This window comes from Saccharopolyspora rhizosphaerae (assembly GCF_003931915.1).
Lineage (GTDB): Bacteria > Actinomycetota > Actinomycetes > Mycobacteriales > Pseudonocardiaceae > Saccharopolyspora > Saccharopolyspora rhizosphaerae.
Genome location: NZ_RSAA01000001.1, coordinates 81,978 through 105,910, shown reverse-complemented (window position 1 = coordinate 105,910; position 23,933 = coordinate 81,978). Strand labels below are relative to the sequence as shown.

Genomic DNA, 23,933 nt, shown 5'->3' with positions numbered 1-23,933 from the left:
GGTGTGGGGGACACGGCAGAGCCGGTGTGGTGTCGGCGCCGGTGTGGGCGTCGGTCCGCCGCCGTGGCGTGCGGAGCCGTGGTGTCGGTCCGCGCCGCCGTGGAGCGGGGGTGCCGACGTCGTCCGGGACCGGTCAGATCGTGACGGTGCCGTTGACGCAGGTGACCGTGCTGCCGCCGACCCAGACCGCGCCGGTGTCGTCGGTGCTGACCCGGACGTTGCCGGCACGGCCGAGGGCCGTCCCCTGCCGGGTCGTGTAGGGCGCGGTGGTCCGACCCGAGCTGAGCAGCCACTGCGCGAGGGAGGCGTTGAGGCTGCCGGTCACCGGGTCCTCCACGCACCCGCCTCCGCCCAGGGGCGCGAAGGCCCGCACCTCGAACCTCGCCGGGCCGCCCTCCGGGTGCGGGCCCGCGACCCCGATCTTCAAGTCGTCCCGGAAGGACGGTTCCAGGGCCAGCACGGCGTCGGCGTCCGCCAGCAGCAACGCGATCCACCCGGGGCCGTTGTCGGCCCACTGCGCGTCCACGATCTCGCCCGAGTCGAGGCCCACGGCAGCGGCGACGCGCTCCAGCACCTCCGGTTCCACCGGGCCGGAGCGCACCAGCTCGGGGGCCGCGAACGCCAGGCCACCGGCGTCGCGGCGGACCTCCACCAGCCCGACCCCGCACTCCTGGACCACCGACTCGCGCTCGCCGTGCACCGACTGCCACGCGTGGCAGGTTCCCAGCGTCGGGTGACCGGCGAAGGGCAACTCCTCGGACGGCGTGAAGATCCGCACCCGGTAGTCGGCGTCCGCGCGGGTGGGCGGCAGCACGAACGTGGTCTCCGACAGGTTCGTCCACGCGGCGAACCGCTGCATCGCCTCGTCGGACACGCCTTCGGCGTCGAGCACCACGGCCACCGGGTTGCCGTAGTAAGGGGTGCCGGTGAACACGTCGACCTGCTGGAACCTCCGCATGCCGATGACCTTAACCGGACGCCGGCCGCTCGTTCGCGTGAGCCTCGCAACGTCGCGGAATAGCGCCCTCCGGGTGCGGGTTGTGATCGGCATGCGTGTTTTGGGCTTCACCGAATTCGGCGGACCGGAAGTGCTGGGGATCCACGACGTGCCGGAGCGGCACGCGGGTCCCGGCGAGGTCCGGGTCCGCGTGCGCGCGGCGGCGGTCAACCCGACCGACACCGCCGGTCGCGCCGGCTGGTTCCGCGAGCGGTACCGGGAACTCGAACCTCCCTACGTTCCCGGCATGGACGCCGCGGGGGTCATCGACGAGATCGGCGAGGGCACCGAGACCGACCTGCAGGTCGGTGACGACGTGATGGCCATCGTCATCCCGGAGGGGTCGCACGGCGCCTACTCGGAGAGCCTCGTCCTGCCCGCCGCGTCGGTCGCCCGCGCGCCCAAGGGCACCGACCACGCGACCGCCTCGACACTGCCGATGAACGGCCTCACCGCTCGCCTGGCACTCGACCTCCTGGCGCTGCCGCCCGGCAGCCTGCTCGCCGTCACCGGTGCCGCGGGCACGCTCGGCGGGTACGTCGTCCAGCTCGCGAAGGCCGAAGGCCTGCGCGTGATCGCCGACGCCAAGGACTCCGACCGCGAGCTGGTGGCCGAGCTGGGTGCCGACGAGATCGTCGAACGCGGTGAGGACGTCGCCACCCGCATCCGCGAGGTCGCTCCGGACGGCGTGGACGCCGTGGTGGACGCAGCCGTGCTCAACGACAAGGTGGAGCCCGCGGTCCGCGACGGTGGCGCCATCGCCACGGTGCGCTTCTTCACCGCCGACGCCGAGCGCGGCATCCAGTACCACCCGGTCCTGGTCCGCGACTACTGGCTGGAGCGCGAGAAGCTCGACCGCCTCCGGGAGCAGGCCGAGGACGGCACGCTGACGCTGCGCGTCGCGGACGTCTACCCGGCCGAACGCGGCGAGGAAGCGCAGCGCCGCCTCGAAGCCGGCGGCACCAGGGGTCGCCTGGTCCTCGAGTTCTAGGAGGAGTCGCTCCGCTCCGCCGTGCTGGTCGCAGGGACGTGCGGCGGGGACGTCGAGCTCCCGGCGTCGAACCTCGCGCGAACCCCGACGCCGGGGGCTCGAGGTCGCAATTCGCGCGACGTTCGATCTCACCTGCGCACTGCGCAGCTGGACAGTGGCTCCGCCGCACTCTCGAACAGCTAGGTCAGGCGCGGAGGCCGGGTCAGCACTCGGTCCGGGTCAGCACCGGGCCTCCGCCAGTTCCTCCCACAGCTCTTCGGGGACGGGTGCGTGGAACAACGCTGCGTTGCGCCGGACCTCCTCCGGCGTGCGGGCGCCGAGCACCACCGACGCCACAGCGGGGTGCCGCGCTGCGAAGGCGATCGCCGCCTGCGGGAGCGTGGTCCCGTGCCGGCAGCAGATCCGGACCATCCGCTCAGCCCTGGCCACCAGCTGCGGTGGCGCCGGCCGGTAGTCGTAGACGGCGTGGCGCCCGGGCTCGTCGGTGGCCAGCAAGCCGCCGTTGAACACGCCCGCCGCCAGCACCGACACACCGCGCTGCGCGCACTCGTCCAGCAGCGGCTCGCCCGAGGGGTCCAGCAGCGTGTACCGGCCGGCGAGCATCACCGCGTCGACGTCCGTGCAGGTCACGAACCTCCGCAGCATCGGCCACTGGTTCATCCCGACGCCGATCGCACCGATCACTCCTCGCGCGCGGAGGTCGTGCAGCGCCGGGTAGGCCTCGTCCACCGCCTGCTGCCAGTGCTCGTCCGGGTCGTGCAGCAGGACCAGGTCCACGTGGTCGAGCCCGAGCCTGGCCAGGCTGGACTCGAGCGAGCGGTGGACGCCGTCCGCGGAGAAGTCCCACCGGCGCACGGCATCGGCCGGCACCGCGAAGCCCCCGGTCACGTCCTGGGCGCCGTCCGAGTTCGGGACGCGTTCGAGGAGCCGGCCGACCTTCGTCGACACCGCGAACTCGTGCCGGGGCCGTGCCGGCAGGGCCGCGCCGAGCCGCCGTTCGGCGAGGCCCAGACCGTAGTGCGGTGCCGTGTCGAAGTAGCGGATCCCCGCGTCCCAGGCCGCCGCGACGGTCGCCGAGGCCGTCTCCTCGGAGACCTCGCGGTAGAGGTTGCCGATCACCGCGCCGCCGAAGCCCAGAGCGCTCACCCGCACCCCGGACCGGCCCAGCGACCTCACTTCCGCAACCGCAAGCCCTGCATGCCACCGTCCACCGCCAGCGACGTCCCGGTGGTCGACCCGGACGACGGGCCGGCGAGGTGGGCCACCGCTGCCGCGACCTCCTCGGCCGAGACCAAGCGGCCCGACGGTTGCCGGGCGGCCAGTGCGGCCAGCTCCGCCTCCGGGTCCTGGGCGACCGCCAGCAGGCGCCGAACCCAGGGCGTGTCGGCCGTTCCGGGGTTGACGCAGTTGACCCGGATCCCCTCGCTCAGGTGGTCGGCCGCCATCGCCTGCGTCAGCGACAGCACCGCGCCCTTGCTGGCGCTGTAGGCCGCGCGGTCCGGCAGGCCCGCGGTGGCCGCGATCGAGCAGGTGTTGACGATCGCCGCCGACGACGACCTGCGCAGGTGCGGCAGCGCTGCACGGGTCGTGCGCACGATGCCCAGCACGTTGACGTCGAGCACGTGGCGCCACTCGTCGTAGCTGTTGGTCTCCACGGTGCCTTGCGCGCCGATCCCGGCGTTGTTGACCAGCACGTCCACGCCACCGTGCCGCTCGGCGGCTTCCGAGACGGCCGCGCCCACCGAGTCCTCGTCGGTCACATCGCACTTGAGCCCCAGCACCCCGGCCGGGACCGACCCCGGATCCAGGTCCAGGGCCGCCACCTTCGCCCCGCGGCCGGTCAGCGTGCGCGCCACCGCCAAGCCGATGCCCGAACCGCCACCGGTCACCACCGCCGACAGCCCGTTGAACTCACCTGCGCCCACCGGTCCACCCTTCGCTCGCCGAACTCCTCCTGGAGCTCTAGCAGCTCGGACGCGCCACCACCAAGGCCTCGTCTGCCGGTTGCTCCGGTTCGCAGCGCGAGGCGATGACCTCGCCTTCGACGACGGTGACAGCACGACGTTGCTCGAACCACGGGAAGTCGGACGGGCTTCCCGGTGCTGGCGACTCGCAGTGGCTCATGCGCCTTCCCGGTGATCCTTCGTCGATCAGGGCGGGCCGGAGCTTACCGCGCCCTCGCGCCGCTCTCCCTCCAGCACACCTCCGGTTTCACCGCTGTCTGCGCGAAACGACGTCCGTCCAGGCTTTTTCCACGACGTGCTGCTCGAGGCGGAGGCGGCTCGTGCGCATGCGGTCCACCGCAGGCAAACTCGCCGCATGATCCCGACGTCAGCGGTCCCGCGCCGCGGGTTGAACCTCGCTGCGACCGGAGGAGCACCGCTGCTGCTCAGCGCGAAGCCGCGGTACCCCCATCTCGGAGTCGCGTCGTGAAGCGGCCGACCATCATCGACATCGCCCGCGCGGTGGGCGTGTCGAAAGCGGCGGTGTCCTACGCCCTGAACGGCCGGGGCGGTGTTTCGCAGGAGACGCGGGAGCGGATCCTCGAGGTGGCGACCCAGCTGGGATGGCGCGCGAGCAGCGCGGCGCGCGCGTTGTCCAGCGACCGGGCGGCGACCGTGGGCGTGGTGCTGGCCCGCTCGCCCGAGGTGCTGCGGACCGAACCCTTCTTCATGCAGTTCGTGGCGGGCCTGGAGCAGACCCTCTCCGCGCACGGGTTCTCGTTGCAGCTGGCGCTCGCGTCGGACCCGGTCACCGAGTTGGAGACCTACCGGCGCTGGTGGGCCGAGCGGCGCGTGGACGGCGTGCTGCTGACCGACCTGCGGGTGGACGACCCCCGGCCGGCGTTGCTGCGCGAGTTGCGGGTCCCGGCCGTCTTCTTCGGCACCGAGCGGCCGATGGCCGGCATCCCGGTGCTGTGGGTGGACGAGCACGACATCGCCGACAGCGCGGTGGCGCTCCTGGCAGGCCTGGGGCACCGCCGGATCGGGCACGTCCAGGGTCCGGCGCAGCTGCGCCACACCGCCCGGCGCGAGCGGGAGGTGGGGCGCGCGGCGGCGGAGACCCCTGGCGTCGGACTGGTCCGCGACCAGGGCGACTACACCGAGGACGGCGGGGTGGCCGCCACGGCGCGCCTGCTGGACGCCGCCGATCCGCCGACGCCGATCATCTTCGACAACGACGTGATGGCGGTGGCGTCGGTGGCCCGCGCCGAGGAGCTCGGCGTGCGGGTGCCCGCGGACCTGTCCGTGCTGGCCTGGGACGACTCGATGCTGTGCCGGGTGGTGCGACCGGCGATCACCGCGTTCTCGCACGACGTGGGCGCGGCGGCCGCGCGGGCCGGGGTGATGCTGCTGGAGCTGATCGAGACGGGTGTGGCCGATGACGCCCGGCTGCAGCAGCGGGAGCTGATCCGGCGCGAGAGCACCGGCGCCGCACCGGGGTTCGGCTGACCGGAGCAGCCGTCGACACCCGCGGTAACGAATGGATCACGCCGATGTGCCCGACTCTTCTGATTAACCGGTTAAGTCCTTAGCTTGAGCGGCGGGCCCAATGACGGGTCCGACGAGGCCGAGGAGTCGTTTCGTGATCAAACGCTCACTCGCAGCGGTGTCGCTGGTCGCGACGCTGCTCACCGGGACGCTGACGGGCTGCGCGGGCTCGGCCGAAGACCCGAACACGATCACCTACTGGGCCAGCAACCAGGGCGAGAGCGCTGAGCAGGACATGGAGGTCCTGCGCGATGAGCTGGCCCAGTTCACCGCCCAGACGGGCATCGAGGTCAACGTCGAGGTCATCGGCTGGTCCGACCTGCTGAACCGGATCCTGGGCGCGGCGACCTCCGGGGTCGGCCCGGACGTGGTGAACCTGGGCAACACCTGGGCCGCGTCGCTGCAGGCCACCGGCGCGTTCGTGCCGTTCGACGACGCCCTGATGCAGCGCTTCGGCGGCCGCGAGCGGTTCCTGCAGAGCAGCATGAGCTCGACGGGCATGGCGGGCCAGGTCCCGACGTCGCTGCCCCTGTACGGGTTGAGCTACGGGCTGTTCTACAACAAGAAGCTCTTCGCCGAAGCGGGTCTGGCCCCGCCGCGCACCTGGGACGAGTTCCTCGCCGCGGCTGAACGGCTGACCGAACCGGCGCGCAACCGCTGGGGCCTCACCGTCGCCGGCGCCAGCTACACCGAGAACTCGCACTTCGCCTTCATGTTCGCGCGCTGGGAGGGCGTCGACCTGATCACCGAGCACGGGCCCGAGTTCGACTCGCCCGGCGCGGTGGCCGCCGTCCAGCGCTACCTGGACCTGATGGCCACGCAGGAGGTGGTCAGCCCCGGCGATGCCGAGGAGGGCGACACCTCCAGCGCCGCCGAGGACTTCACGGACGGCAACGCGGCGATGCTCATCGCCCAGAACAGCGTCATCCCGACGTTGGAGGACAACGGGATGTCCAGCGACGCCTACGGGGTGGTGCGGTTGCCCGCCCCGGACCCGTTGCCGCCGGGCGGAACTCCGGCGTTGAGCCACGTGGCGGGCTCGAACATCGCGGTGTTCGCCGACAGCCCGAAGCGGGAACAGGCGTTGAAGCTGGTGGAGTTCCTGACCAGCAAGGACGTCCAGGCGTCGTTGAACGACGAGTACGGGACGCTGCCGGTGGTCACCGACGCCTACCAGGACCCGGCGTTCCAGAACGAGGAGGACCGGGTCTTCTCGGACGTGCTGGCCCACTACTCCGAGCCGGCACCGATGATCCCGACCGAGGCGCACTTCGAGACGACGGTGGGCTCGGCGATGCGGGACCTGTTCGCCGAGATCGCCACGGGTCGCCGAGTCACCACCGAGGACGTGCGGGCGGCGTTGGCCGACGCCGAGCAGAAGATGCGAGGTACCGGCGGATGACCAGCACTGCTGCCCCCTCCCCCACCCCGACCGCGGCACCACCCGAACCGCCTGCCCGCCGCCGGTGGGTGCCGAGCAGGAAGGTGCTGCCCTACCTGCTGGTCGCGCCGGCGTTGTGCTTCGAGCTGCTGGTGCACCTGCTGCCGATGCTCGGCGGCCTGTACATGAGCGTGCTGGAGCTGACCCAGTTCTACCTGCGGGACTGGCTGCACGCTCCCTTCGCAGGACTGGCCAACTTCCGCTTCGCGCTGGACTTCGACAGCGCCGTCGGCGTGACGCTGCTGCGCTCCTTCGCGATCACCGCGGGCTTCTCGGTGCTGACCGTGGCGCTGTCGTGGCTGCTGGGCGTGTTCGCGGCGACGCTGCTGCAGCGGTCGTTCCGCGGGCGCGCGGTGCTGCGGACGTTGTTCCTGGTGCCCTACGCGCTGCCGGTCTACACCGCGGCGATGATCTGGAAGTTCCTGCTCGACCAGGACGACGGCATGGTCAACTCGACGCTGGGCGGGTTGGGCATCACCGACGGCGAGACGTTCTGGCTGCTCGGCGACAACGCGTTCCTGGCGACCGTGGTGACCGCGACGTGGCGGCTGTGGCCCTTCGCGTTCCTGGTGCTCATGGCCGGGATGCAGTCGATCCCGCACGACGTCTACGAGTCCGCGACGGTGGACGGCGCCGGGCTGTGGCAGCAGTTCCGCTCCATCACGCTGCCGATGCTGCGCCCGGTCAACCAGGTCCTCGTGCTGGTGCTGTTCCTGTGGACGTTCAACGACTTCAACGTGCCCTACATCTTGTTCGACAAGTCGGTGCCCAACGCGGCGAACCTGCTGTCGATCCACATCTACAACAACTCGTTCATCACCTGGAACTTCGGCCTGGGGTCGGCGATGTCGACCTTGCTGCTGCTGTTCTTGCTGGTCGTCACGGCCGGGTACCTGGCCTTGACATCGCGGAGGATGAAGGATGCCTGAGCCGAGGTGGTTCCGCGTCCTGCGGGTCGTGGGCCTGGTGCTGCTGACGCTGTTCACAGTGGTGCCGCTGTACGTCATGGTGACCTCGGCGCTCAAGCCGCTGGGCGACGTGCGCGACGAGTTCCGGTGGTGGCCGGAGAACCTGACCCTCCAGCCGTTCGTGGACATGTGGTCGACGATCGACCTGGCGGACTACTTCATCAACAGCGCGGTGGTGGCGCTGGGCGCGGCGCTGGTGTCGCTGACGCTGGCGGTCCTGGCCGCGTACGCGGTGAGCCGCTACCGTTTCCGCGGTCGCAACGGGTTCCGGATCGTGGTGCTGTCCACGCAGATGTTCCCCGGGATCCTGTTCCTGCTGCCGCTGTATCTGATCTACGCGACGATCGGCCGCTACACCGGCATCGAGCTGTACGGCAGCCAGCTCGGGCTGATCGTCACCTACCTGACGTTCTCGCTGCCGTTCGCGATCTGGATGATGGTCGGCTACTTCGACACGATCCCGCGCGACTTGGACGAGGCGGCGCTGATCGACGGGGCGACTCCGGTGGGTGCGTTGTGGCGGGTGGTGCTGCCCGCTGCGCGGCCGGGGATCGCCGCGGTGGGCATCTACGCGTTCATGACGGCCTGGGGCGAGACGCTCTTCGCCTCGATCATGACGGATTCGGATTCGCGGACGCTGGCGGTCGGCCTGCGGGAGTACTCCACCGAGACCTCGGTGTACTGGAACGAGGTGATGGCGGCCTCGCTGGTCGTCAGCATCCCGGTGGTGGCCGGTTTCCTCGCGCTGCAGCGCTACCTGGCGCAAGGTTTGACCGCGGGCGCCGTGAAGTGATCGGCCCGTGAACGTGCCGTGCAGGTCCCATCGCAGCGGAAGGGTGTTTCATGCGACGCAATACCGCCAAGGTGACGGTGGCCGGAGAGCCCCAGGTGTGGTTGGGGGCGAACTTCTGGTCCCGCACCGGTGGTCCGCTGATGTGGCGGAACTACTCACCCGAGGTGGTGCGCGAGGAGCTGCGGGTGCTGCACGCGCACGGGTTGCGGCAGACCCGCTCGTTCTTCTACTGGCCTGACTTCATGCCCGCCCCGGACACGGTGGACGAGGACAAGGTCGCGCTCTACCGGGACTTCCTGGACGCGCACAGCGAGGTGGGGATGACCTCGATCCCCACCTTCATCGTCGGTCACATGTCCGGTGACAACTGGGACCCGGTGTGGCGCGACGGCCGGGACCTCTACGCCGACGTCTGGCTGGTCTCGCAGCAGGCGTGGTTCGTGCAGCAGATGACCGAGCGCTTCGCCGAGCACCCGGCGGTGGCGGGCTGGCTGATCAGCAACGAGATGCCCATCTACGGCCGGCTGCGGCACGAGCCGAAGGCGCCGACGGAGCAGGTCAGCGCGTGGGCCCGGTTGATGGTGCAGGCGGTGCGAGCCGGTGGCGGCACGCAGCCGGTGTCGCTGGGCGACGGTGCGTGGGGCATCGAGGTCACCGGCGTGGACAACGGGTTCTCGGTGCGCGAGACGGGCGCGGTGGTGGACTTCGTGGGCCCGCACGTGTACCGGATCGACAACGACCCGGTGCGCCAGCACCTGATCGCGGCGTTCCTCTGCGAGTTGTCGGCGGTGGCGGGCAAGCCGGTGGTGCTGGAGGAGTTCGGCCTGTCCAGCGACCAGGTCTCACCGGAGAACGCCGCTCACTACTACCGGCAGACGCTGCACAACTCGCTGCTGGCGGGCTCGACGGGCTGGGTGGCGTGGAACAACACCGACTACGACGACCTGATCGCCCAGGGCCCGTACTCGCACCACCCGTTCGAGATGCACTTCGGGATCACCGACCACACGGGTGCCCCGAAACCGCCGCTGCACGAGCTGGCGGCGTTCGCCGAGGTGCTGGAGCGGGTGGACTTCGCCCGCTGCGAGCGCAGCGAGGCCCGGGCGGCTCTGCTGGTGACCGAGTACCTGGAACGGGGCTACCCGTTCACGCAGGACGACGACCGCTCGCTGATCTTCGACACGCTGCACCAGGCGTACGTGGCGGCGCGGGAGGCGGACCTGCCGGTGGGCGTGGTCCGTGAGCGCGACGGCGTCGACGCCGACTGCGACCTGTACCTGCTGCCGTGCGTGAAGCAGGTACAGGGACCGACCTGGCAGCGGCTGCGGGAGCGGGTCGCCGAGGGCGCCGTGCTGTACCTGTCGTACACGGCGGGCGAGGTGGACCACCACCGGCAGCCGTGGATCCCCTACCTCGACGAGACGTTCGGCGTGCGCAAGCGGATCACCTACGGCATCGTCGACGAGGTCGTCGACGAGGAGGTGGTGTTCACCTTCACCCAGTCCTTCGGCGGCATCGACGAGGGCGAGACGCTGCGGTTCCGGGTGGCGGGCAACGAGCACAGCCGGTCGTTCCTGCCGGTCACGCCGGACGGGGCGGAGGTCGTGGCCACCGACGCCCACGGCAACCCGGCGCTGCTGCGCCACGCCACGGGCTCGGGCGAAGCGGTGCTGTGCACCTACCCGGTCGAGCTGTTCGCGGCGCGGAGCACGCGGGTCAACCCCGACGACGGGCACCGGCTGTACTCGGCGCTGGGCGAGGTGGCCGGGGTGGCGCGGGAGGTCGTGGTGGACGACCCGCGGGTGTTCGCCGACGTGCTGGTACACCAGGACGGGCGCCGGTTCGCGTGGCTGGTCAGCCAGCACGCCGAGGAGACGACGGTGGTGCCGCGCACGGCGGCGTCGCTGCGGAACCTGTCCGGTGAGGAGCTGGAGGAGGTGTCGCTGGCGCCCTTCGGCGTCGAGGTCGTCGAGCTGAAGTCCTGACCACGGGTGGTCCTCGGGCTCTCGGGGGACCGAGGACCACCCGCCTCCTTCCCCGTCTTGCGTGCGTGCGCGATCTCCGGCGCAGAGGCGGGGGTTCCGGCCGGGACTTCCCGCGGTCGGCGAGCGACCACGCCCTCGCGTGGAACACCTCGGCGGGGAGCCAGCTGTTCGAGGATGCGTCGGCGGCCCTGCCCCACTCCCCGACGCCCACAGCGGCGTCGACGTTCTCGCGAAGTTCGACGCTGGAAGTCCCCTTCCGAATTTCGCGAGAACTTCGAACGCCGGGACTCAGCAGGGGCATCGCCGCAGGTTCCGAGCGGTTTCCTGTCGGGTGTGCCGGGACGCCGTGCACCGACATGTCTCGAGGAACGGCGCGCGGAGCCGCTGAGCCGCTCAAGTTCCGCCACCTGCACCGCCGCGCGGAGCGATCCCCTGCCGAGGGCCGAGGTCGTACTCGTCGCGCCTGCCGCACATGCCGTACCCGTCGCGGCGGGCGGGTACGGCGATCGCCACCCGTGCCTGGTCGAGGTGGTGGGCATCGCCTTCGGCGAGGGCGCGGAGTTGGTCCCCGGTGCGTTCGGCCGCGCGCAAGGCTCCTCGGCGCCAGTGCGGCACCCACTCGGCGATCTTGGGTGCGACGAGCCGCGCTGCCGCGCGGTGGAACGCGCGCAGCGGGCCGTTGTCACCGTCGAGCAGCGCTTCCCGCAGTGGGAGGTAGCCGGTGACGGCGAGGTCGCGTCGCCGCCGCGCCGCGCGTTCGGCCTCGGGCCCGTCCGGCTCGGGCAGGGCCGCGGCCTCGGCGTAGGCGTCGGGGTCGGCGAGGACCTCCGGTGGGAAGGTGAAGACCGCGTCGCCGGCTTCGGGCAGGCCGCTGTTCTGCATGAGGACGGTGACGCGCAGGCCGGAGCGCTCGACCATGCGGTGCACGACGCCGGGCTCGAACCAGGCGATCACCCCCGGTTCGAGGGGTGTCTCGCGGTAGCCGGAGGCGGTGAGGGTGTGCACGGCGCCGGTGCCGCCGGTGACGACGTAGGCCTCGGAGCAGGCGAGGTGGAGGTGCGGGCTGCCGCCGCACACCTCGTCGGCGGCCGGCCAGTCGTAGGCGCGCAACTGGGAGAGGCCGATGGCCCCGGGCAGCGGAGGCTGGTCGTTCACGCGTCCTCCCACGGGTTCTCGGCGACGACGGCCTCCAGGTGCTGGCGGGTCCTGGCACCGTCGAACACCAGCACCCGGTACGCCAGTCGGAGCACGTCGCCATCGGCGAGGTCGAGCGGCCGGTGGAAGGCCAGCGACGGGTTGACCGCGGGGAACGGACGGCTGCGCACGAACCAGCGCCGGTCGGTGACGGGGTTGTCGGGGTGGTCGAGGAACAGCAGCGTGGAGCTGTGGTCGGTGCCGTCGTGGAGGCCGGTGAACGCCAGCCAGGGCGCGCCGGTCCCCATCATGGCCTCCGCGGAGTCGCCGCCGGGTGAGGTGATCTCTCCCCCGGTGAACGAGCGCGGACCGCGCCAGAACAGCCCGCAGTACCCGGCGAGTTCGCGGCCGAAGACGGTGGGGCTGCCGAACTCCAGCGGCCGGCCCGCCACGTTGGTCAGCGCGAGGCGCAGCTCCAGCTGCCACGCCCCGGCGTCGCCGGCGACGATCTCGACCCGCGCGCTGCGGGTTTCGTCGATCCAGCGCTGACCGTCGGCGGTGATCCAGTCGAGGTCCTCGACGAACCCGGGGCGCGGGGCGTCGTGGACCTCGCGGAAGTCGCGGTGCCGCAGGGATCCGACGTTGGGCAGGTCGACGTAGCCGGTGCCCGGGGCGCCGTGGGTGTAGGTGCCGCCACCCCAGAAGTTCTGGCCGGACAGGTGGGAGGCCGTCATGGCCAGTCCCTTGTGCCAGCGGTGGTCGTGCGGGCGGTGGCCGGTGACGCCCCCGCCGTGCAGCGCCCGCAGCGGGTGGAAGTGGGGTGCTGGGCACTCCCGCGCCGGGGCGTCGTCGCGGTAGGTGTAGCGGAGGAGTTCGACCTCACCGGCGCGCACGCTCAGCGCGCTGTCCACCTCGTGCACGACGGTGGTGGCTTCGGTGAGCCGAGCCCTGCCAGGGGCGGTTCCGGTCATGCGGTGGCACCCCTTCCGCTCCCGGTGGGCGCCCAGCCGGGGGTGCCGCCGTGCAGGTGGTGGTAGAAGGGGTCGTCGGGGGTGAGCTGCTCGCGCCGCACGGTCGTGCCGGTGAACGCCGAGCGGTAGAGCCCGGTGATCAGTTCGAGGGTCTGGCGCGCGGTCTCACCGCTGGCGGGTGGCCGCGTCCCGGCGTCCACCGCCTCCAGCAGGAGGTCGAGCTGGGCGGCGTGGGAGCTGCGGACCTGCCCCGGCGGGGTGCTCCAGCTGCGGATGCGGGCGGGGTCGCTGACGTGCGGGGCCGCGGTGTAACGCCAGTCGGCGTTGCCGTAGCCGTAGAGGTGGGTGAGCTCGAGGGTGGCGTCGGTGCAGTCGATGCGCAGGTAGCTCTCCTCGCGCGGGGACAGCACGCTGTTGACGATGGAGGCCAGGGCGCCGCCGGCGAAGCGCACGATGGCCATCGAGACGTCTTCGGTGTCGACGTCGCGGTCGAGTCGTGCGGCCATGGCCTGGATCTCCGCCCAGTCGCCCAGCAGTGCCAGCAGCAGGTCCATCTGGTGGATGCCGTGTCCCATGGTGGGCCCGCCGCCTTCGGTGTGCCAGCGACCGCGCCACGGCACCTCGTAGTAGCTGTGGTCGCGGTACCAGGTGGTGCGGCAGTCGGCGACGAGCGGACGTCCGAGGTGCCCCTCGGCGAGCAGCTGGGCGGCGTGGCGCCCGGCGGACCCGAACCGGTGCTGGCAGACCACCGAAGCGTAGGGGCCACCGTCGCGTTCGGCCTCGGTGATCCGGTCGTGCTCGGCCAGCGACAGGCACGCGGGCTTCTCCACCAGCACCCACGCACCGGCGCGCAGCGCTTGCACGACGGGTTCGACGTGCGCGAACGGCGGGGTGCACACGTGCACGAGGTCGGGCTGCTCTGCGGCGAGCATCTCGGGGACGCTGCGGTAGCCGCGCTCGACGCGGTGCGCGGCCTGGAACGCCGCGAGCCGGTCGGGGTCGACGTCGACGGCGGCGACGACCTCGACGCGCGGCTGCGCGCGCAGCGCCGGGAGGTGCCTGTGCTGGGCGATGGCACCGGTGCCGATCACGGCGGCGCGCAGTGTTGCTGAGCGTGTCATCCGCGGCCTCCCCGCTGGGGTGCGTGCTGCGGATTGTGCCGGGTGCGGCGCGGACAGGACGGTCATGACCGTCCTGCGGAAGACCTCCCGGTGTTCGTCACCACGGGTGCCGGTCGGTGGCCTGCCCCTGACCACCGACCGGCGTCCTCACTTGCCCGCGCCCGCGGTCAGTCCCGCGATCATGAACCGGCGGCCCAGCACGTAGAGCACCAGCACCGGGATCGCGGAGAGCACGACGCCGGCCATGATGGCCGGGACGTTGACGGTGTACTGGCCTTGGAACTGCCAGAGCATGACCGGCAGCATGGCGGTTTCCTCGCGCTGGGTGAGGATGAGCGGGAACAGCAGCCCGTTCCACACCTGCAGGGCCTGGTAGATGCCCACGGCCAGCAGGGCGGGCTTGGACAGCGGCAGCACCAGGTTGACCAGGACCCGGAGCTGCCCGGCCCCGTCGAGGCACATCGACTCGTAGAGCTCTTCGGGGATGTCCCGCAGGAAGTTGCTGAGGATCAGCACTGAGAGCGGCATCGCGAAGGCGATGGCGGGCAGGACGACGGCCAGCAGGCTGTCGTAGAGACCGGCTTCGACGATCATCACGTAGACCGGGATGATCGTGGCTTGCAGCGGGATCGCCAAGCCCGCCAAGAACATCCGGAACAGCCACTGGTGCCTGCGGCGCTTGCCGCGGACCACGACGTAGGCGGCGGGCAGCGCGGTGGCGAGCACGACGGCGACGGTCAGCCCGGTGGTGAGCAGGCTGTTGGACAAGAACTTCAGGAAACCGTCCGAGAAGACCAGCCCGTAGTTGTCGAGGGTGGGTGAACCGGGCAGCGACAGCGGGTTCTCGGTGGTGGTGTCCTCCTGCGCGCGCAGGCTGGTGACCAGCACGTAGTACAGCGGGATGGCCACGACCAGCGCCCACAGCAGGGCGGCGGCGTGGGGCAGCAGGCCTCTCGTTCGCAGCATCACGCGCCCTCCTGCTCGCTGCGCATCCGGGCGAAGCCGGAGTACTTGGTCAGGCCCAGCGACAGGGCGGTCCCGAGGGCCACCAGGAACAGCGCGATCGCGCTGGCGTAGCCGAGCTGGTACTGCTGGAAGCCGGTGACGTACATGTTCACCGGCAGGATCCGCGTGGCGTCCCCCGGTCCGCCTTCGCTGAGCACGTAGAACAGGTCGAAGTAGGTCAGCGAGCCGACCAGCATCAGCGTGCTCGAGGTGACGACGGTGTTGCGCAGCTGCGGCAGGGTGATCCGGAAGAACCGCTGCGCGGGCCCGGCACCGTCGAGTTCGGCGGCCTCGTACAGCTGGGCGGGGATCTGCCGGACGCCGGCTTGGTAGAGCAGCGTGTGGAACGGGATGAACTGCCAGGACACCACGAAGATGAGGGTGTGCAAGGCGAGGTTGCCATCTCCGAGGAGGTTGAGGCCGGGCAGGCCCAGTGCGGGCAGCACGCCGAACTCGGGGTCGACGAGGTTGCGCCAGAGGATGCCGATGCCGGTCGAGGACAGCACCAGCGGCAGGAAGAACAAGGCTGCGAGCACGGCCCGGTGCTTCTGCGTCCCGGCGACGTAGACGCCGAGCAGGAGGCTGAGGGGGGTTTGCACCGCCCAGCAGAGGACCATGACCTGCAGCGACACCCACACCGAGTGCCACATGCCGGAGTCGGTGGCCAGTTCGGTCCAGTTCTGCAGCGCGGTGAACCGCGGTGCGCTGATGCCGTTCCAGTCCATCGTGGACAGCACGACGACCACGATGATGGGCACGACGACGAACGCCGCGAAGAACACGAGCGCGGGTGCGGCGAACCAGGTGGAGGGCTCGGTCCAGTGCCGCGCGGAGCGGCGCGGTGGCTCGGTGGTGGTGGGTGGGGCCGGTCGCAGCTCGGTGGCGGTCATCGCGAGGACTCCTCCATCAGCTGGGAGAACTCTTCCGGGCTGATCTGGTCGAGGAACAGCTTCTGCAGGTTGATCAGCACGTTCTGGGCGGGTCCGGGCGGCAGCGCCTGGTCCCAGGACTGCTGGAAGTGCGGTGCGTTCTTGGCCAGCTCGTAGACGAAGGTCATGTAGTCGGCGTCCTCGGAAGCGCGCAGTTCGTCCTCCATACCGGTCACCGGTGGCACGTCACCGCGCTCGAGGGTGCCCCGGGTGTAGTCGGGGCTGGAGAGCTCCTGGCGCAGGAAGTCCACGGCGGCCTGCTGGTCGGGCCCGGCGGTGGCGGACATGAAGGTGGTGGGGTTGCCGACGAGGTTGTCGGCGTGGCCCTTCCCGCCTTCGACGGCCGGGAAGCGCGCCCACCCGAGGTGACCTTCGCGGACCCACTGCTCGTCGTCGCCGAGCAGGTCCGAGTAGCCGGAGCCGAGGTGGACCATCATGGCGGCGCGTCCGCTGGCGAGCAGGGTGCGCTGCTGCCCGAGTTCGGCGCTGGTGGAGGCGAAGGCGTCGCCGAACGCTCCGGTGCGCACGAGCTCCTGCAGCATGGTGTTCGCCTTGATGATGTCGGGGTTGAGCCACGCGCCGGGTTCGCCGTCGAGCACGGCCTGGAAGGCTTCCGGACCGGCGACGCGGTCCACGACAGCCTCTTCCCACATCAGGTAGGTCCACGCATCGGCGCCGCCGAGGGCGATCGGCAGGTAGCCGGCCTGCTGGAGGCGGGGGACCTGGTGAAGCAGCTCGTTCCAGGTGCGCGGTGGCTGCAACCCGGTCGCGGCGTAGACGTCCTTGTTGAAGTACAGCAGGACGGGCTGGATGCCGCCGATGGGGATGCCGTAGGTGCCGCCGTCGATGTCGACGGGACTCATCACGCTGGGCAGGAAGTTCGCGCGCCACTCGGGGTGTTCGCGCATGGTGGGCGCGAGGTCGGCCGCCTTGCCCGCGTCGATGAACGCCTGCAGCGCTCCCCCACCCCAGCCGAAGAAGGTGTCGGGCGGGGTGCCCGATCCCATGGAGACCCAGAGCTTGTTCTTGTACGGATCGTTCTGGAAGAACTGGGTCTGCACGCGACGACCGGTCCGCTGCTGGAACTTCTCGCCTTCGACCGGCATCAGCTCTTCCTCGCCGCCACCGCTGATCGCCCAGCTGGTGAGCACGTCGGCGCTGCCCTGGCTCGGCGGCAGCAGCACGGCACAGCCGGTCGAGGTCAGGGCCAGTGCCACCGCGGCACCCATCGCGCACAGACGTCGCAGTCCACGCATCGTCGCTCCCGTCGCACCGTTGCGGACCTCTCCGGCGCCGCAGCGGTGTGCACGCGGTCACACCCGGCTGCCGGACGGCGAGACAGTACCGCAGCGGTCACACGACCGGCAAGACCATGTTTCAGGAAGTTTCACGCACCACGCTCGTGCGGGTTTCTTCGGTTGAAGCAGGACTTTCAGCGAAGGATGTGGCAACCTGTCGATCGTTGCAGACCGGCTGCCCGCCCCGGTGGCCCGAAAACTTTCGGACGGGGCCGCCGGACCACCACCACGACGGGAGTCACGAGCACATGCCGCAGTCGCACCCGACCGAGGACCGCCAGCCCTACCGCGATCCCGCGCTCCCGGTCGAGGAGCGGGTCGCCGACCTGGTGTACCGCATGACGCTGGAGGAGAAGCTCAACCAGCTCGTCGGGATGTGGATCTACGTCTCCGGAGCGGAGGAGCGCGTCGCCCCGCACCAGGAGGACTTCGCCGCGGACACCCCGCCGTGGGACGAGATGATCAAGAACGGCCTGGGCCAGCTCACCCGCGTGTTCGGCAGCGCCCCCCTCCCGCCCGCCGAAGGCGCCGCGGCGTTGACCCGGCTGCAGCGCGAGATCACCTCCGCCGGCCGCTTCGGGATCCCCGCCGTGGCGCACGAGGAGTGCCTGGCCGGGTTCACCGCCTGGGGCGCCACTGCCTACCCCGTGCCGCTGTCCTGGGGCGCCTCGTTCGACCCGGAGCTCGTCGGCGAGATGGCCGCCACCATCGGCGCCGACATGCGCTCGGTGGGCGTGCACCAAGGTTTGGCCCCGGTGCTCGACGTGGTGCGCGACCTGCGGTGGGGCCGGGTCGAGGAGACCATCGGCGAGGACCCGTACCTGATCGGCAGCATCGGAGCGGCGTACGTCGCGGGCCTGCAGTCCAGCGGGATCCTCGCCACCCTCAAGCACTTCGCCGGCTACTCGGCCTCCCGCGCGGGGCGCAACCTCGCGCCGGTGAGCATGGGGCCCCGCGAGTTCGCCGACGTCGTGCTGCCGCCGTTCGAGATGGCGCTGCGCCTGGGCGGCGCCCGGTCGGTGATGCACTCCTACACCGACGTCGACGGCATGCCCTCGGCCGCCGACGAGGCCCTGCTGACCGACCTGCTGCGCGACGAGCTCGGCTTCACCGGCACCGTGGTCGCGGACTACTTCGGGGTGTCCTTCCTGCACAAGCTGCACGGTGTCGCCGACGGGCCGGGGTCGGCCGGTGCGACGGCGCTGCGCGCCGGGGTGGACGTGGAACTGCCCAACGCCCGCTGCTACGTCGAGCCGCTGGCGCGGCTGGTGCGCTCCGGTGAGGTCGACGAGGCCCTGGTGGACCGCGCGCTGACGCGGGTGCTGAACCAGAAGGTCGAGCTGGGCCTGCTCGACCCGGACTGGTCACCGGAGGTGGCGCAGCCGCGCGAGCTCGACTCGACGCGCAACCGCGACCTGGCGAGGCGGCTGGCCGAGGAGTCGGTCGTGCTGGTGGCCAACGACGGGACGCTGCCGGTCCGGGAACCGGGCCGGGTGGCCGTGGTGGGTCCGCTCGCCGACGACCCGTTCGCGCTGCTGGGCTGCTACTCCTTCCCGGCACACATCGGGGTGTCCTACCCGGACTGGCCGCACGGCATCGAGCTGCCGACCTTCCTCGACGAGATCGCCCGGGTCGCCGAGCACGTCGAGCACGTCCGGGGCTGCGACCTCCCCGAGGGCGGTGCGGATCTCGCCGCGGCGCAGGAGGCCGCGGCGGGCGCGGACCTGTGCGTGGCGGTGGTGGGCGACCGGGCGGGGCTGTTCGGCCGCGGCACCTCGGGCGAGGGCTGCGACGCCGCCGACCTGCGGCTCCCCGGTGAGCAGGAAGCGCTGGTGGAAGCGCTGGTGGAGGCCGGAACGCCGGTGGTGCTGGTGGTCTCCAGCGGCCGCCCGTACGCGCTGGGGAAGCTGGTGGACCGGGTTGCGGCGGTGGTGCAGGTGTTCTTCCCGGGCGAGGCCGGAGCGGCGGCGCTGACCGGAGTGCTCACCGGCGAGGTGAACCCCTCGGGCCGCCTGCCGGTGTCGATCCCGGCCACGCCCGGCGGCAACCCGGGCACCTACCTGACCGCGCCCCTCGGGGCGGCCAGCGAGGTCAGCTCGCTCGACCCGACGGCGCTGTTCCCGTTCGGCCACGGCCTGTCCTACACGAGCTTCGCCTACTCGGACCTGGAGATCAGCGCAGCGGAGGTGCCCACCGACGGCGAGGTGGAGATCGCGTGCACGGTCACCAACACCGGTGATCGCGACGGTGACGAGGTCGTGCAGCTGTACCTGCGGGACCCGGTCGCGCAGGTGAGCCGCCCGGTGCGCCAGCTGGCCGGTTTCGGCCGGGTCGCGGTCCCCGCCGGGGCCAGCAGGAGGGTGTCGTTCCGGCTGCACGCCGACCGCACCGCCTACGCGGGGGCCCGCGGCAGGCGCGTCGTCGACCCCGGTGCGATCGAGGTGCACGTCGGCGGGGACAGCGCGAACCCGCGGCTGTCCGGGCGGTTTGAGCTGGTCGGCGCGGTGCGCGAGGTCGGAGCGGATCGGGTGCTCGACACCCCGGTGTCGGTGTCGTGAGCAGGCCCGAGGCGGCTCCGAAACTTTCAGGTACGGTGACGTCGGTCAAGCGAGGAGGCACGGTGGCAGAGGCGAAGAAGGACCGCGTCACGATCAGCGACATCGCGCGGGAGGCCGGTGTCTCGGTCCCGACCGTGTCGAAGGTGCTCAACGGACGCCCCGAAGTCGCCGCCCACACCCGCGAGCGGGTCGAGAAGCTCATCACCCGGTACAACTACTCGCGCCGCGCCAGCCACGGCAGCGGCCGCGCCGGCCTGATCGACCTGGTCTTCCACACCCTCGACAACGAGTGGGCGCTGGAGATCGTGCGCGGCGTCGAGAGCATCACCCACGACGCCGGCGTGGGCATGGTGGTCTCGGCGGTGCACGACGGGCGCAAGACCGAACGCGCGTGGCTGGACAACCTCACCTCGCGGCGGTCGGACGGGATCATCCTGGCGGTCACCGAGCTCGGTCCGCGTCACGCCGAGCAGCTGCACGGCCTCGGCGTGCCGGTGATCATCATCGACTCGCTGGGTCATCCCGACCGGCGCGTGGCCTCGGTGGGCGCCACGAACTGGAGCGGGGCGCGCGCGGCCGTCGAGCACCTCGTCGAGCTGGGGCACGGCCGGATCGGGTTCATCGGCGGCCCGCCGCAGTTGCAGTGCTCGGTGGCCCGCCTGGACGGCTACCGCTCGGCGCTGATGGCGGCCGGGATCGCGGTGGAGGACCAGCTCATCGCCGACGGCGACTTCACCCACGACCGGGGTGAGGCGGCCGCGGAGGAGCTGCTCGCGCTGCCCGAGCCGCCGTCGGCGATCTTCGCCGCCAACGACCAGCAGGCCTTGGGCGCCTACCGCGCCGTCGAGCAGCGCGGGCTGCGCATCCCGGACGACATCAGCGTCGTCGGCTTCGACAACCTGCCGATGTCGCAGTGGGTCTCCCCCGCTCTGACCACGGTCGACCAGCCGGTCGCGACGATGGCCGCCGAGGCCGCTCGCATGGTGTTGCGCCACGCCGAGACCGGCCGGTTCGAGACCAACCGGGTGGAGCTGGCCACCGACCTGGTCGTGCGCGCCAGCACGGGGCCCGGCCCGCTGGCCTGACGCGCCGCGCGCAGGCGGGGCAGATCACAACGCGGGCGGGAAATACCGCGGACCGCTGGTGCGTTGCCACGGGAAACCAGGTCGAAAGTCCCTGGTCCTCGGTGCTCGTGGAAAGGCTGATCCTGCCGTGACTGTGGCTCTCTCCGTTCTCGACCTGGCGCACATCGGCGAAGGGGAGACCGCGGCGGACAGCTTCGCCGCCAGCGTCGACATGGCCGTGCGCGCGGAACGCTGGGGCTACCACCGGATCTGGTACGCCGAGCACCACAACATGCCCACCATCGCCTCGTCGGCCACCAGCGTGCTCATCGGCCACGTCGCCGCGCGGACCAGCACGATCCGGTTGGGCGCGGGCGGCATCATGCTGCCCAACCACGCACCGCTGACGATCGCCGAGCAGTTCGGCACCCTGGAGACCCTCTTCCCGGGCCGCATCGACCTGGGCCTGGGGCGCGCGCCCGGCAGCGACCAGCGCACGATGCGCGCGCTCCGCCGCGACCCCACGGCGGCGGACTCCTTCCCGCAGGACGTGCTGGAGCTGCAGGGCTACCTGACCGGGCAGTCCCGCATCTCGGGCGTCAACGCCACCCCGGGGTACGGCACCAACGTGCCGCTCTACATCTTGGGCTCCTCGATGTTCGGCGCCCAGCTGGCGGCCCTGCTGGGGTTGCCGTACGCGTTCGCCTCGCACTTCGCGCCGGACGCGCTGGAGGCGGCGACCTCGCACTACCGGCGCGAGTTCCAGCCCTCGGCGCAGCTGTCGGAGCCCCACGTGATCGCCGGGGTGAACGTGATCGCCGCCGACACCACCGAGCACGCCCAGCAGCAGCTGCTGGAGGCCAAGCGCTACCGCGCGAGCCGGATGCTCGCCCAAGGCCGCACCCTCAGCACCGAGGAGATCGACGCGCTGCTGGCCTCCCCCGCCGGCCGGCAGGTCGAGGCGATGACCCGCTACACCGCGGCGGGCACCCCGGACGAGGTGGACGACTACCTCGAGAAGTTCGTCAAGCAGGCCCAGGCCGACGAGCTCATGGTCGTCTCCTCCGCGGTCGACCGCACCGCCTGGCTCCGCTCGCTCGAGCTGCTGGCCGACGTCCGCGGCCTCCGCGCCTGACGCCGCCGCCCGAGGACCGCCCCGCGATCACGCCAGGTTCGCCTCCAGCTGGTCGGCGAGCCTGTTCATGATCCCCGCGTAGCTCGAGAAGCTCATCGGAGCGACCGCTTCCCACGCGGCGAAGCGCCCGGCGGCGGCTGCGGGCGTGGCGGCGAAGACGGGGTTCTGCTTCATCTGCTGCGGGGGCATCGAGGCCGACCGGGCGTCCCACAGGTAGACGTCGGCGGGGTAGGCGCCGGCCTTCTCCCACGACAGGCGCTCGAAGTAGCCACCGCCAGCCTGGTCGGGGTTGCGCGGCGTGGTGATCGGCAGCCCGAGCTCTTCGACGTAGTAGGCCAGGTCCGGGTTGCGGGCGGGCACGACGACGAAGAACTCCTGCTCGGTGCCGCCGACCGCCAGGATCGACTTGCCCTCCGCCTTCATCCGCGTCCCGATGTCGCGCAGCCGTCCGGCGGCGGCGTGGAACGCCTGCTCGTCGGCCTCGACCGCCGGCGAGTCCACGTCGGCGCCCAGGGCCCGGGCCAGTTCCCGGTACTTGCCGATCGCCTCCGGCAGCGCGATCCCGGACTGCTGCACTCCGAGGGTCGGCACGATCTCCACGACCTTCTGCTCCTGGTCCTCCACCAGGTGCCACAGGCCGGGGTATTCCGCGTACTTGCCGCTGACCAGCAGGTCGGGGTGCAGCGAGGCGAGCCGTTCCAGGTTGACCTCGCCGTAGCCCGCGCCAGTGACATCGACGACCTGCCGGGGGTCGAGGCCGCCCGCCTCGGGTTCCACGGACCCGTCGTCGCGCACGAGCGGGCCGAAGGTGCCGGCGATCTCGACCCCGAAGTCCTGCAGCGCGGCTCCGGCCGAGACCTGGGCGACGACCTGCTGCGGGCGTTCGGGGCGGCTCACCGTGATGCCGCGGTCGTCGGTGTAGGTCCAGCCGCCGCCGGTCTGCTCGGGCTGTGATGATCCGCACGCCGACAGCGTGCCCAGGGCGAGGAGCGGGACCGCGGCCAGTACGGCGGCCCGGATCGAGTGACGCAAGGTCGACCTCCCAGATTCATAAGGCTAGGCTAACCTAGCAGCATCGAGGGAGGTTGTGGATGACCATGGCGCGCAGCAGGCGGACCGCCGCGGAGAGGCCGGCCTACCGCCTGTTCCCGGTCGAGGTGGCTCACGTGCGACGGCTCGGACCGAGCTTCGTGCGGATCACCTTCAGCGGCGCGTGCCTGTCGGAGTTCGGGTTCGGCGGGCACGACCAGCGGATCAAGGTCGTGCTGCCCAAACCGGGTCGCTCGCTCGCGGACTTCCCCGACGGCGAGGACTGGTACGCCCGCTGGCTGGACCTGCCCGAGGACGTCCGCCCCGACCTGCGGACCTACACCGTGCGCCACTACCGGCCCGAGACCTGCGAGGTCGACGTCGACTTCGTGCTGCACGGGCTCGACGACGGCCACGCCGGGCCCGCCTCCACCTTCGCCGCAGGCGCCCGCCCCGGCGAAGTCATCGGCCTGCTCGCACCGGACCGGCCCGGTTCAGGACGGATGTGGGGCTGCGAGTGGGCCCCGCCCGCTTCCGCGGACCGGTTGGTGCTGGCCGGTGACGAGACGGCCGTGCCCGCGTTGGCGGCCATCGTCGAGTCCCTGCCCGCCGACGCGCGCGGCGTGGTGTGCGTGGAGGTGCCGGAGGAGGGCGACCGGCAGCGGTGGTCGGTCCCGGCTGGCGTGGAGGTCCGCTGGTACGGCCGCGCGGGTGCCCCGCACGGCAAGCTGCTCTGCGAAGCCGTGACCGAGGCGCTGCGGGAGCTGTGCCCGGCCGGCGGCACCGGAGTCCGGGTCGAGCTGGAGGACGTCGACGTCGACACCGGTCTGCTCTGGGAGGTGCCGGAGTCCTCGTCCGGGTCGATCTACGGGTTCCTGGCCGGCGAGGCGGCGGTGATCAAGCGGCTGCGGCGGCTCCTGGTCGACGAGCACGGCGTCCCGAAGCAGGCAGTGGCGTTCATGGGCTATTGGCGCGAAGGTCGGAGCTGACCCCGGTGTCGTGGTGCGGCGCTAATGTCATCGG

General features: G+C 71.5%; 20 protein-coding genes. 10 read left to right on the top strand and 10 right to left on the bottom strand.

The window, feature by feature from the left end; all coding sequences use genetic code 11:
- Window positions 1-133: 133 nt before the first annotated feature.
- A complete protein-coding gene (locus EIL87_RS00500) occupies window positions 134-958 on the bottom strand; it encodes a PhzF family phenazine biosynthesis protein (RefSeq protein WP_125088119.1) in 825 nt (274 codons plus the stop codon).
- A 91-nt stretch (window positions 959-1,049) separates the two neighbouring features.
- On the opposite strand from EIL87_RS00500, the gene EIL87_RS00495 reads away from it, so the two are divergent.
- On the top strand, window positions 1,050-1,988 hold the full coding sequence (locus EIL87_RS00495) for an NADP-dependent oxidoreductase (RefSeq protein WP_125088118.1): 939 nt from the start codon (window positions 1,050-1,052) through the stop codon (window positions 1,986-1,988).
- A 219-nt stretch (window positions 1,989-2,207) separates the two neighbouring features.
- Here the strand turns inward: EIL87_RS00495 and EIL87_RS00490 are convergent, their stop codons facing one another.
- Window positions 2,208-3,134, bottom strand: coding sequence for an aldo/keto reductase (locus EIL87_RS00490; protein WP_407690503.1), 927 nt, complete (start codon window positions 3,132-3,134; stop codon window positions 2,208-2,210).
- A gap of 26 nt (window positions 3,135-3,160) precedes the next feature.
- Window positions 3,161-3,913 carry an SDR family NAD(P)-dependent oxidoreductase gene (locus EIL87_RS00485; protein ID WP_125088116.1) on the bottom strand — a complete coding sequence of 251 codons (753 nt, stop codon included), beginning with the start codon at window positions 3,911-3,913 and terminating at the stop codon, window positions 3,161-3,163.
- A 504-nt stretch (window positions 3,914-4,417) separates the two neighbouring features.
- Here EIL87_RS00485 and EIL87_RS00480 point away from each other — a divergent pair.
- The 5 genes from EIL87_RS00480 (at window position 4,418) to EIL87_RS00460 (ending at window position 10,666) form a co-directional block, all read left to right on the top strand.
- Window positions 4,418-5,440 (top strand): LacI family DNA-binding transcriptional regulator, encoded by a 1,023-nt coding sequence (locus tag EIL87_RS00480; RefSeq protein WP_158628554.1) that lies wholly within the window; start codon window positions 4,418-4,420, stop codon window positions 5,438-5,440.
- A gap of 133 nt (window positions 5,441-5,573) precedes the next feature.
- Window positions 5,574-6,881: an ABC transporter substrate-binding protein gene (locus EIL87_RS00475; RefSeq protein ID WP_233575899.1), complete on the top strand. Its 1,308-nt coding sequence runs from the start codon at window positions 5,574-5,576 to the stop codon at window positions 6,879-6,881.
- Entirely contained in the window at window positions 6,878-7,849 is a 972-nt protein-coding gene (locus EIL87_RS00470; RefSeq protein ID WP_125088113.1) for a carbohydrate ABC transporter permease, read from the top strand. Before EIL87_RS00475 ends, EIL87_RS00470 begins: the two co-directional genes overlap by 4 nt.
- Window positions 7,842-8,681 (top strand): carbohydrate ABC transporter permease, encoded by an 840-nt coding sequence (locus tag EIL87_RS00465; RefSeq protein ID WP_125088112.1) that lies wholly within the window; start codon window positions 7,842-7,844, stop codon window positions 8,679-8,681. The genes EIL87_RS00470 and EIL87_RS00465 overlap by 8 nt, the downstream gene beginning before the upstream one ends.
- Before the next feature lie 50 nt (window positions 8,682-8,731).
- The gene (locus EIL87_RS00460; protein WP_125088111.1) at window positions 8,732-10,666 is read left to right on the top strand and encodes a beta-galactosidase trimerization domain-containing protein; all 1,935 of its coding nucleotides are present in this window, start codon (window positions 8,732-8,734) and stop codon (window positions 10,664-10,666) included.
- A gap of 393 nt (window positions 10,667-11,059) precedes the next feature.
- Here the strand turns inward: EIL87_RS00460 and EIL87_RS00455 are convergent, their stop codons facing one another.
- From EIL87_RS00455 to EIL87_RS00430, 6 genes are all read right to left on the bottom strand, one after another.
- A complete protein-coding gene (locus EIL87_RS00455; RefSeq protein WP_125088110.1) occupies window positions 11,060-11,821 on the bottom strand; it encodes a cupin domain-containing protein in 762 nt (253 codons plus the stop codon).
- A complete protein-coding gene (locus EIL87_RS00450) occupies window positions 11,818-12,771 on the bottom strand; it encodes a DUF6807 domain-containing protein (RefSeq protein WP_125088109.1) in 954 nt (317 codons plus the stop codon). The genes EIL87_RS00455 and EIL87_RS00450 overlap by 4 nt, the downstream gene beginning before the upstream one ends.
- Complete coding sequence (locus EIL87_RS00445; protein WP_125088108.1) at window positions 12,768-13,892, bottom strand: Gfo/Idh/MocA family protein; 1,125 nt, start codon at window positions 13,890-13,892, stop codon at window positions 12,768-12,770. The genes EIL87_RS00450 and EIL87_RS00445 overlap by 4 nt, the downstream gene beginning before the upstream one ends.
- Window positions 13,893-14,039: 147 nt before the next feature.
- Window positions 14,040-14,858: a carbohydrate ABC transporter permease gene (locus EIL87_RS00440; protein WP_125088107.1), complete on the bottom strand. Its 819-nt coding sequence runs from the start codon at window positions 14,856-14,858 to the stop codon at window positions 14,040-14,042.
- Entirely contained in the window at window positions 14,858-15,787 is a 930-nt protein-coding gene (locus tag EIL87_RS00435; protein ID WP_125088106.1) for a carbohydrate ABC transporter permease, read from the bottom strand. Before EIL87_RS00435 ends, EIL87_RS00440 begins: the two co-directional genes overlap by 1 nt.
- Window positions 15,784-17,082 (bottom strand): ABC transporter substrate-binding protein, encoded by a 1,299-nt coding sequence (locus tag EIL87_RS00430; RefSeq protein WP_125088105.1) that lies wholly within the window; start codon window positions 17,080-17,082, stop codon window positions 15,784-15,786. Before EIL87_RS00430 ends, EIL87_RS00435 begins: the two co-directional genes overlap by 4 nt.
- Before the next feature lie 290 nt (window positions 17,083-17,372).
- Between EIL87_RS00430 and EIL87_RS00425 the strand changes: the two genes are divergently transcribed.
- From EIL87_RS00425 to EIL87_RS00415, 3 genes are all read left to right on the top strand, one after another.
- Window positions 17,373-19,682 carry a beta-xylosidase/alpha-l-arabinosidase gene (locus EIL87_RS00425; RefSeq protein WP_125088104.1) on the top strand — a complete coding sequence of 770 codons (2,310 nt, stop codon included), beginning with the start codon at window positions 17,373-17,375 and terminating at the stop codon, window positions 19,680-19,682.
- 62 nt (window positions 19,683-19,744) lie between these two features.
- Entirely contained in the window at window positions 19,745-20,767 is a 1,023-nt protein-coding gene (locus tag EIL87_RS00420) for a LacI family DNA-binding transcriptional regulator (RefSeq protein WP_125088103.1), read from the top strand.
- Window positions 20,768-20,894: 127 nt separating this feature from the next.
- Window positions 20,895-21,881 carry an LLM class flavin-dependent oxidoreductase gene (locus EIL87_RS00415; RefSeq protein ID WP_125088102.1) on the top strand — a complete coding sequence of 329 codons (987 nt, stop codon included), beginning with the start codon at window positions 20,895-20,897 and terminating at the stop codon, window positions 21,879-21,881.
- Between the two features lie 27 nt (window positions 21,882-21,908).
- Here the strand turns inward: EIL87_RS00415 and EIL87_RS00410 are convergent, their stop codons facing one another.
- Complete coding sequence (locus EIL87_RS00410; protein ID WP_233575896.1) at window positions 21,909-22,913, bottom strand: ABC transporter substrate-binding protein; 1,005 nt, start codon at window positions 22,911-22,913, stop codon at window positions 21,909-21,911.
- Between the two features lie 59 nt (window positions 22,914-22,972).
- Between EIL87_RS00410 and EIL87_RS00405 the strand changes: the two genes are divergently transcribed.
- Window positions 22,973-23,899 (top strand): siderophore-interacting protein, encoded by a 927-nt coding sequence (locus tag EIL87_RS00405; protein ID WP_125088101.1) that lies wholly within the window; start codon window positions 22,973-22,975, stop codon window positions 23,897-23,899.
- The last annotated feature ends 34 nt before the right edge of the window (window positions 23,900-23,933 follow it).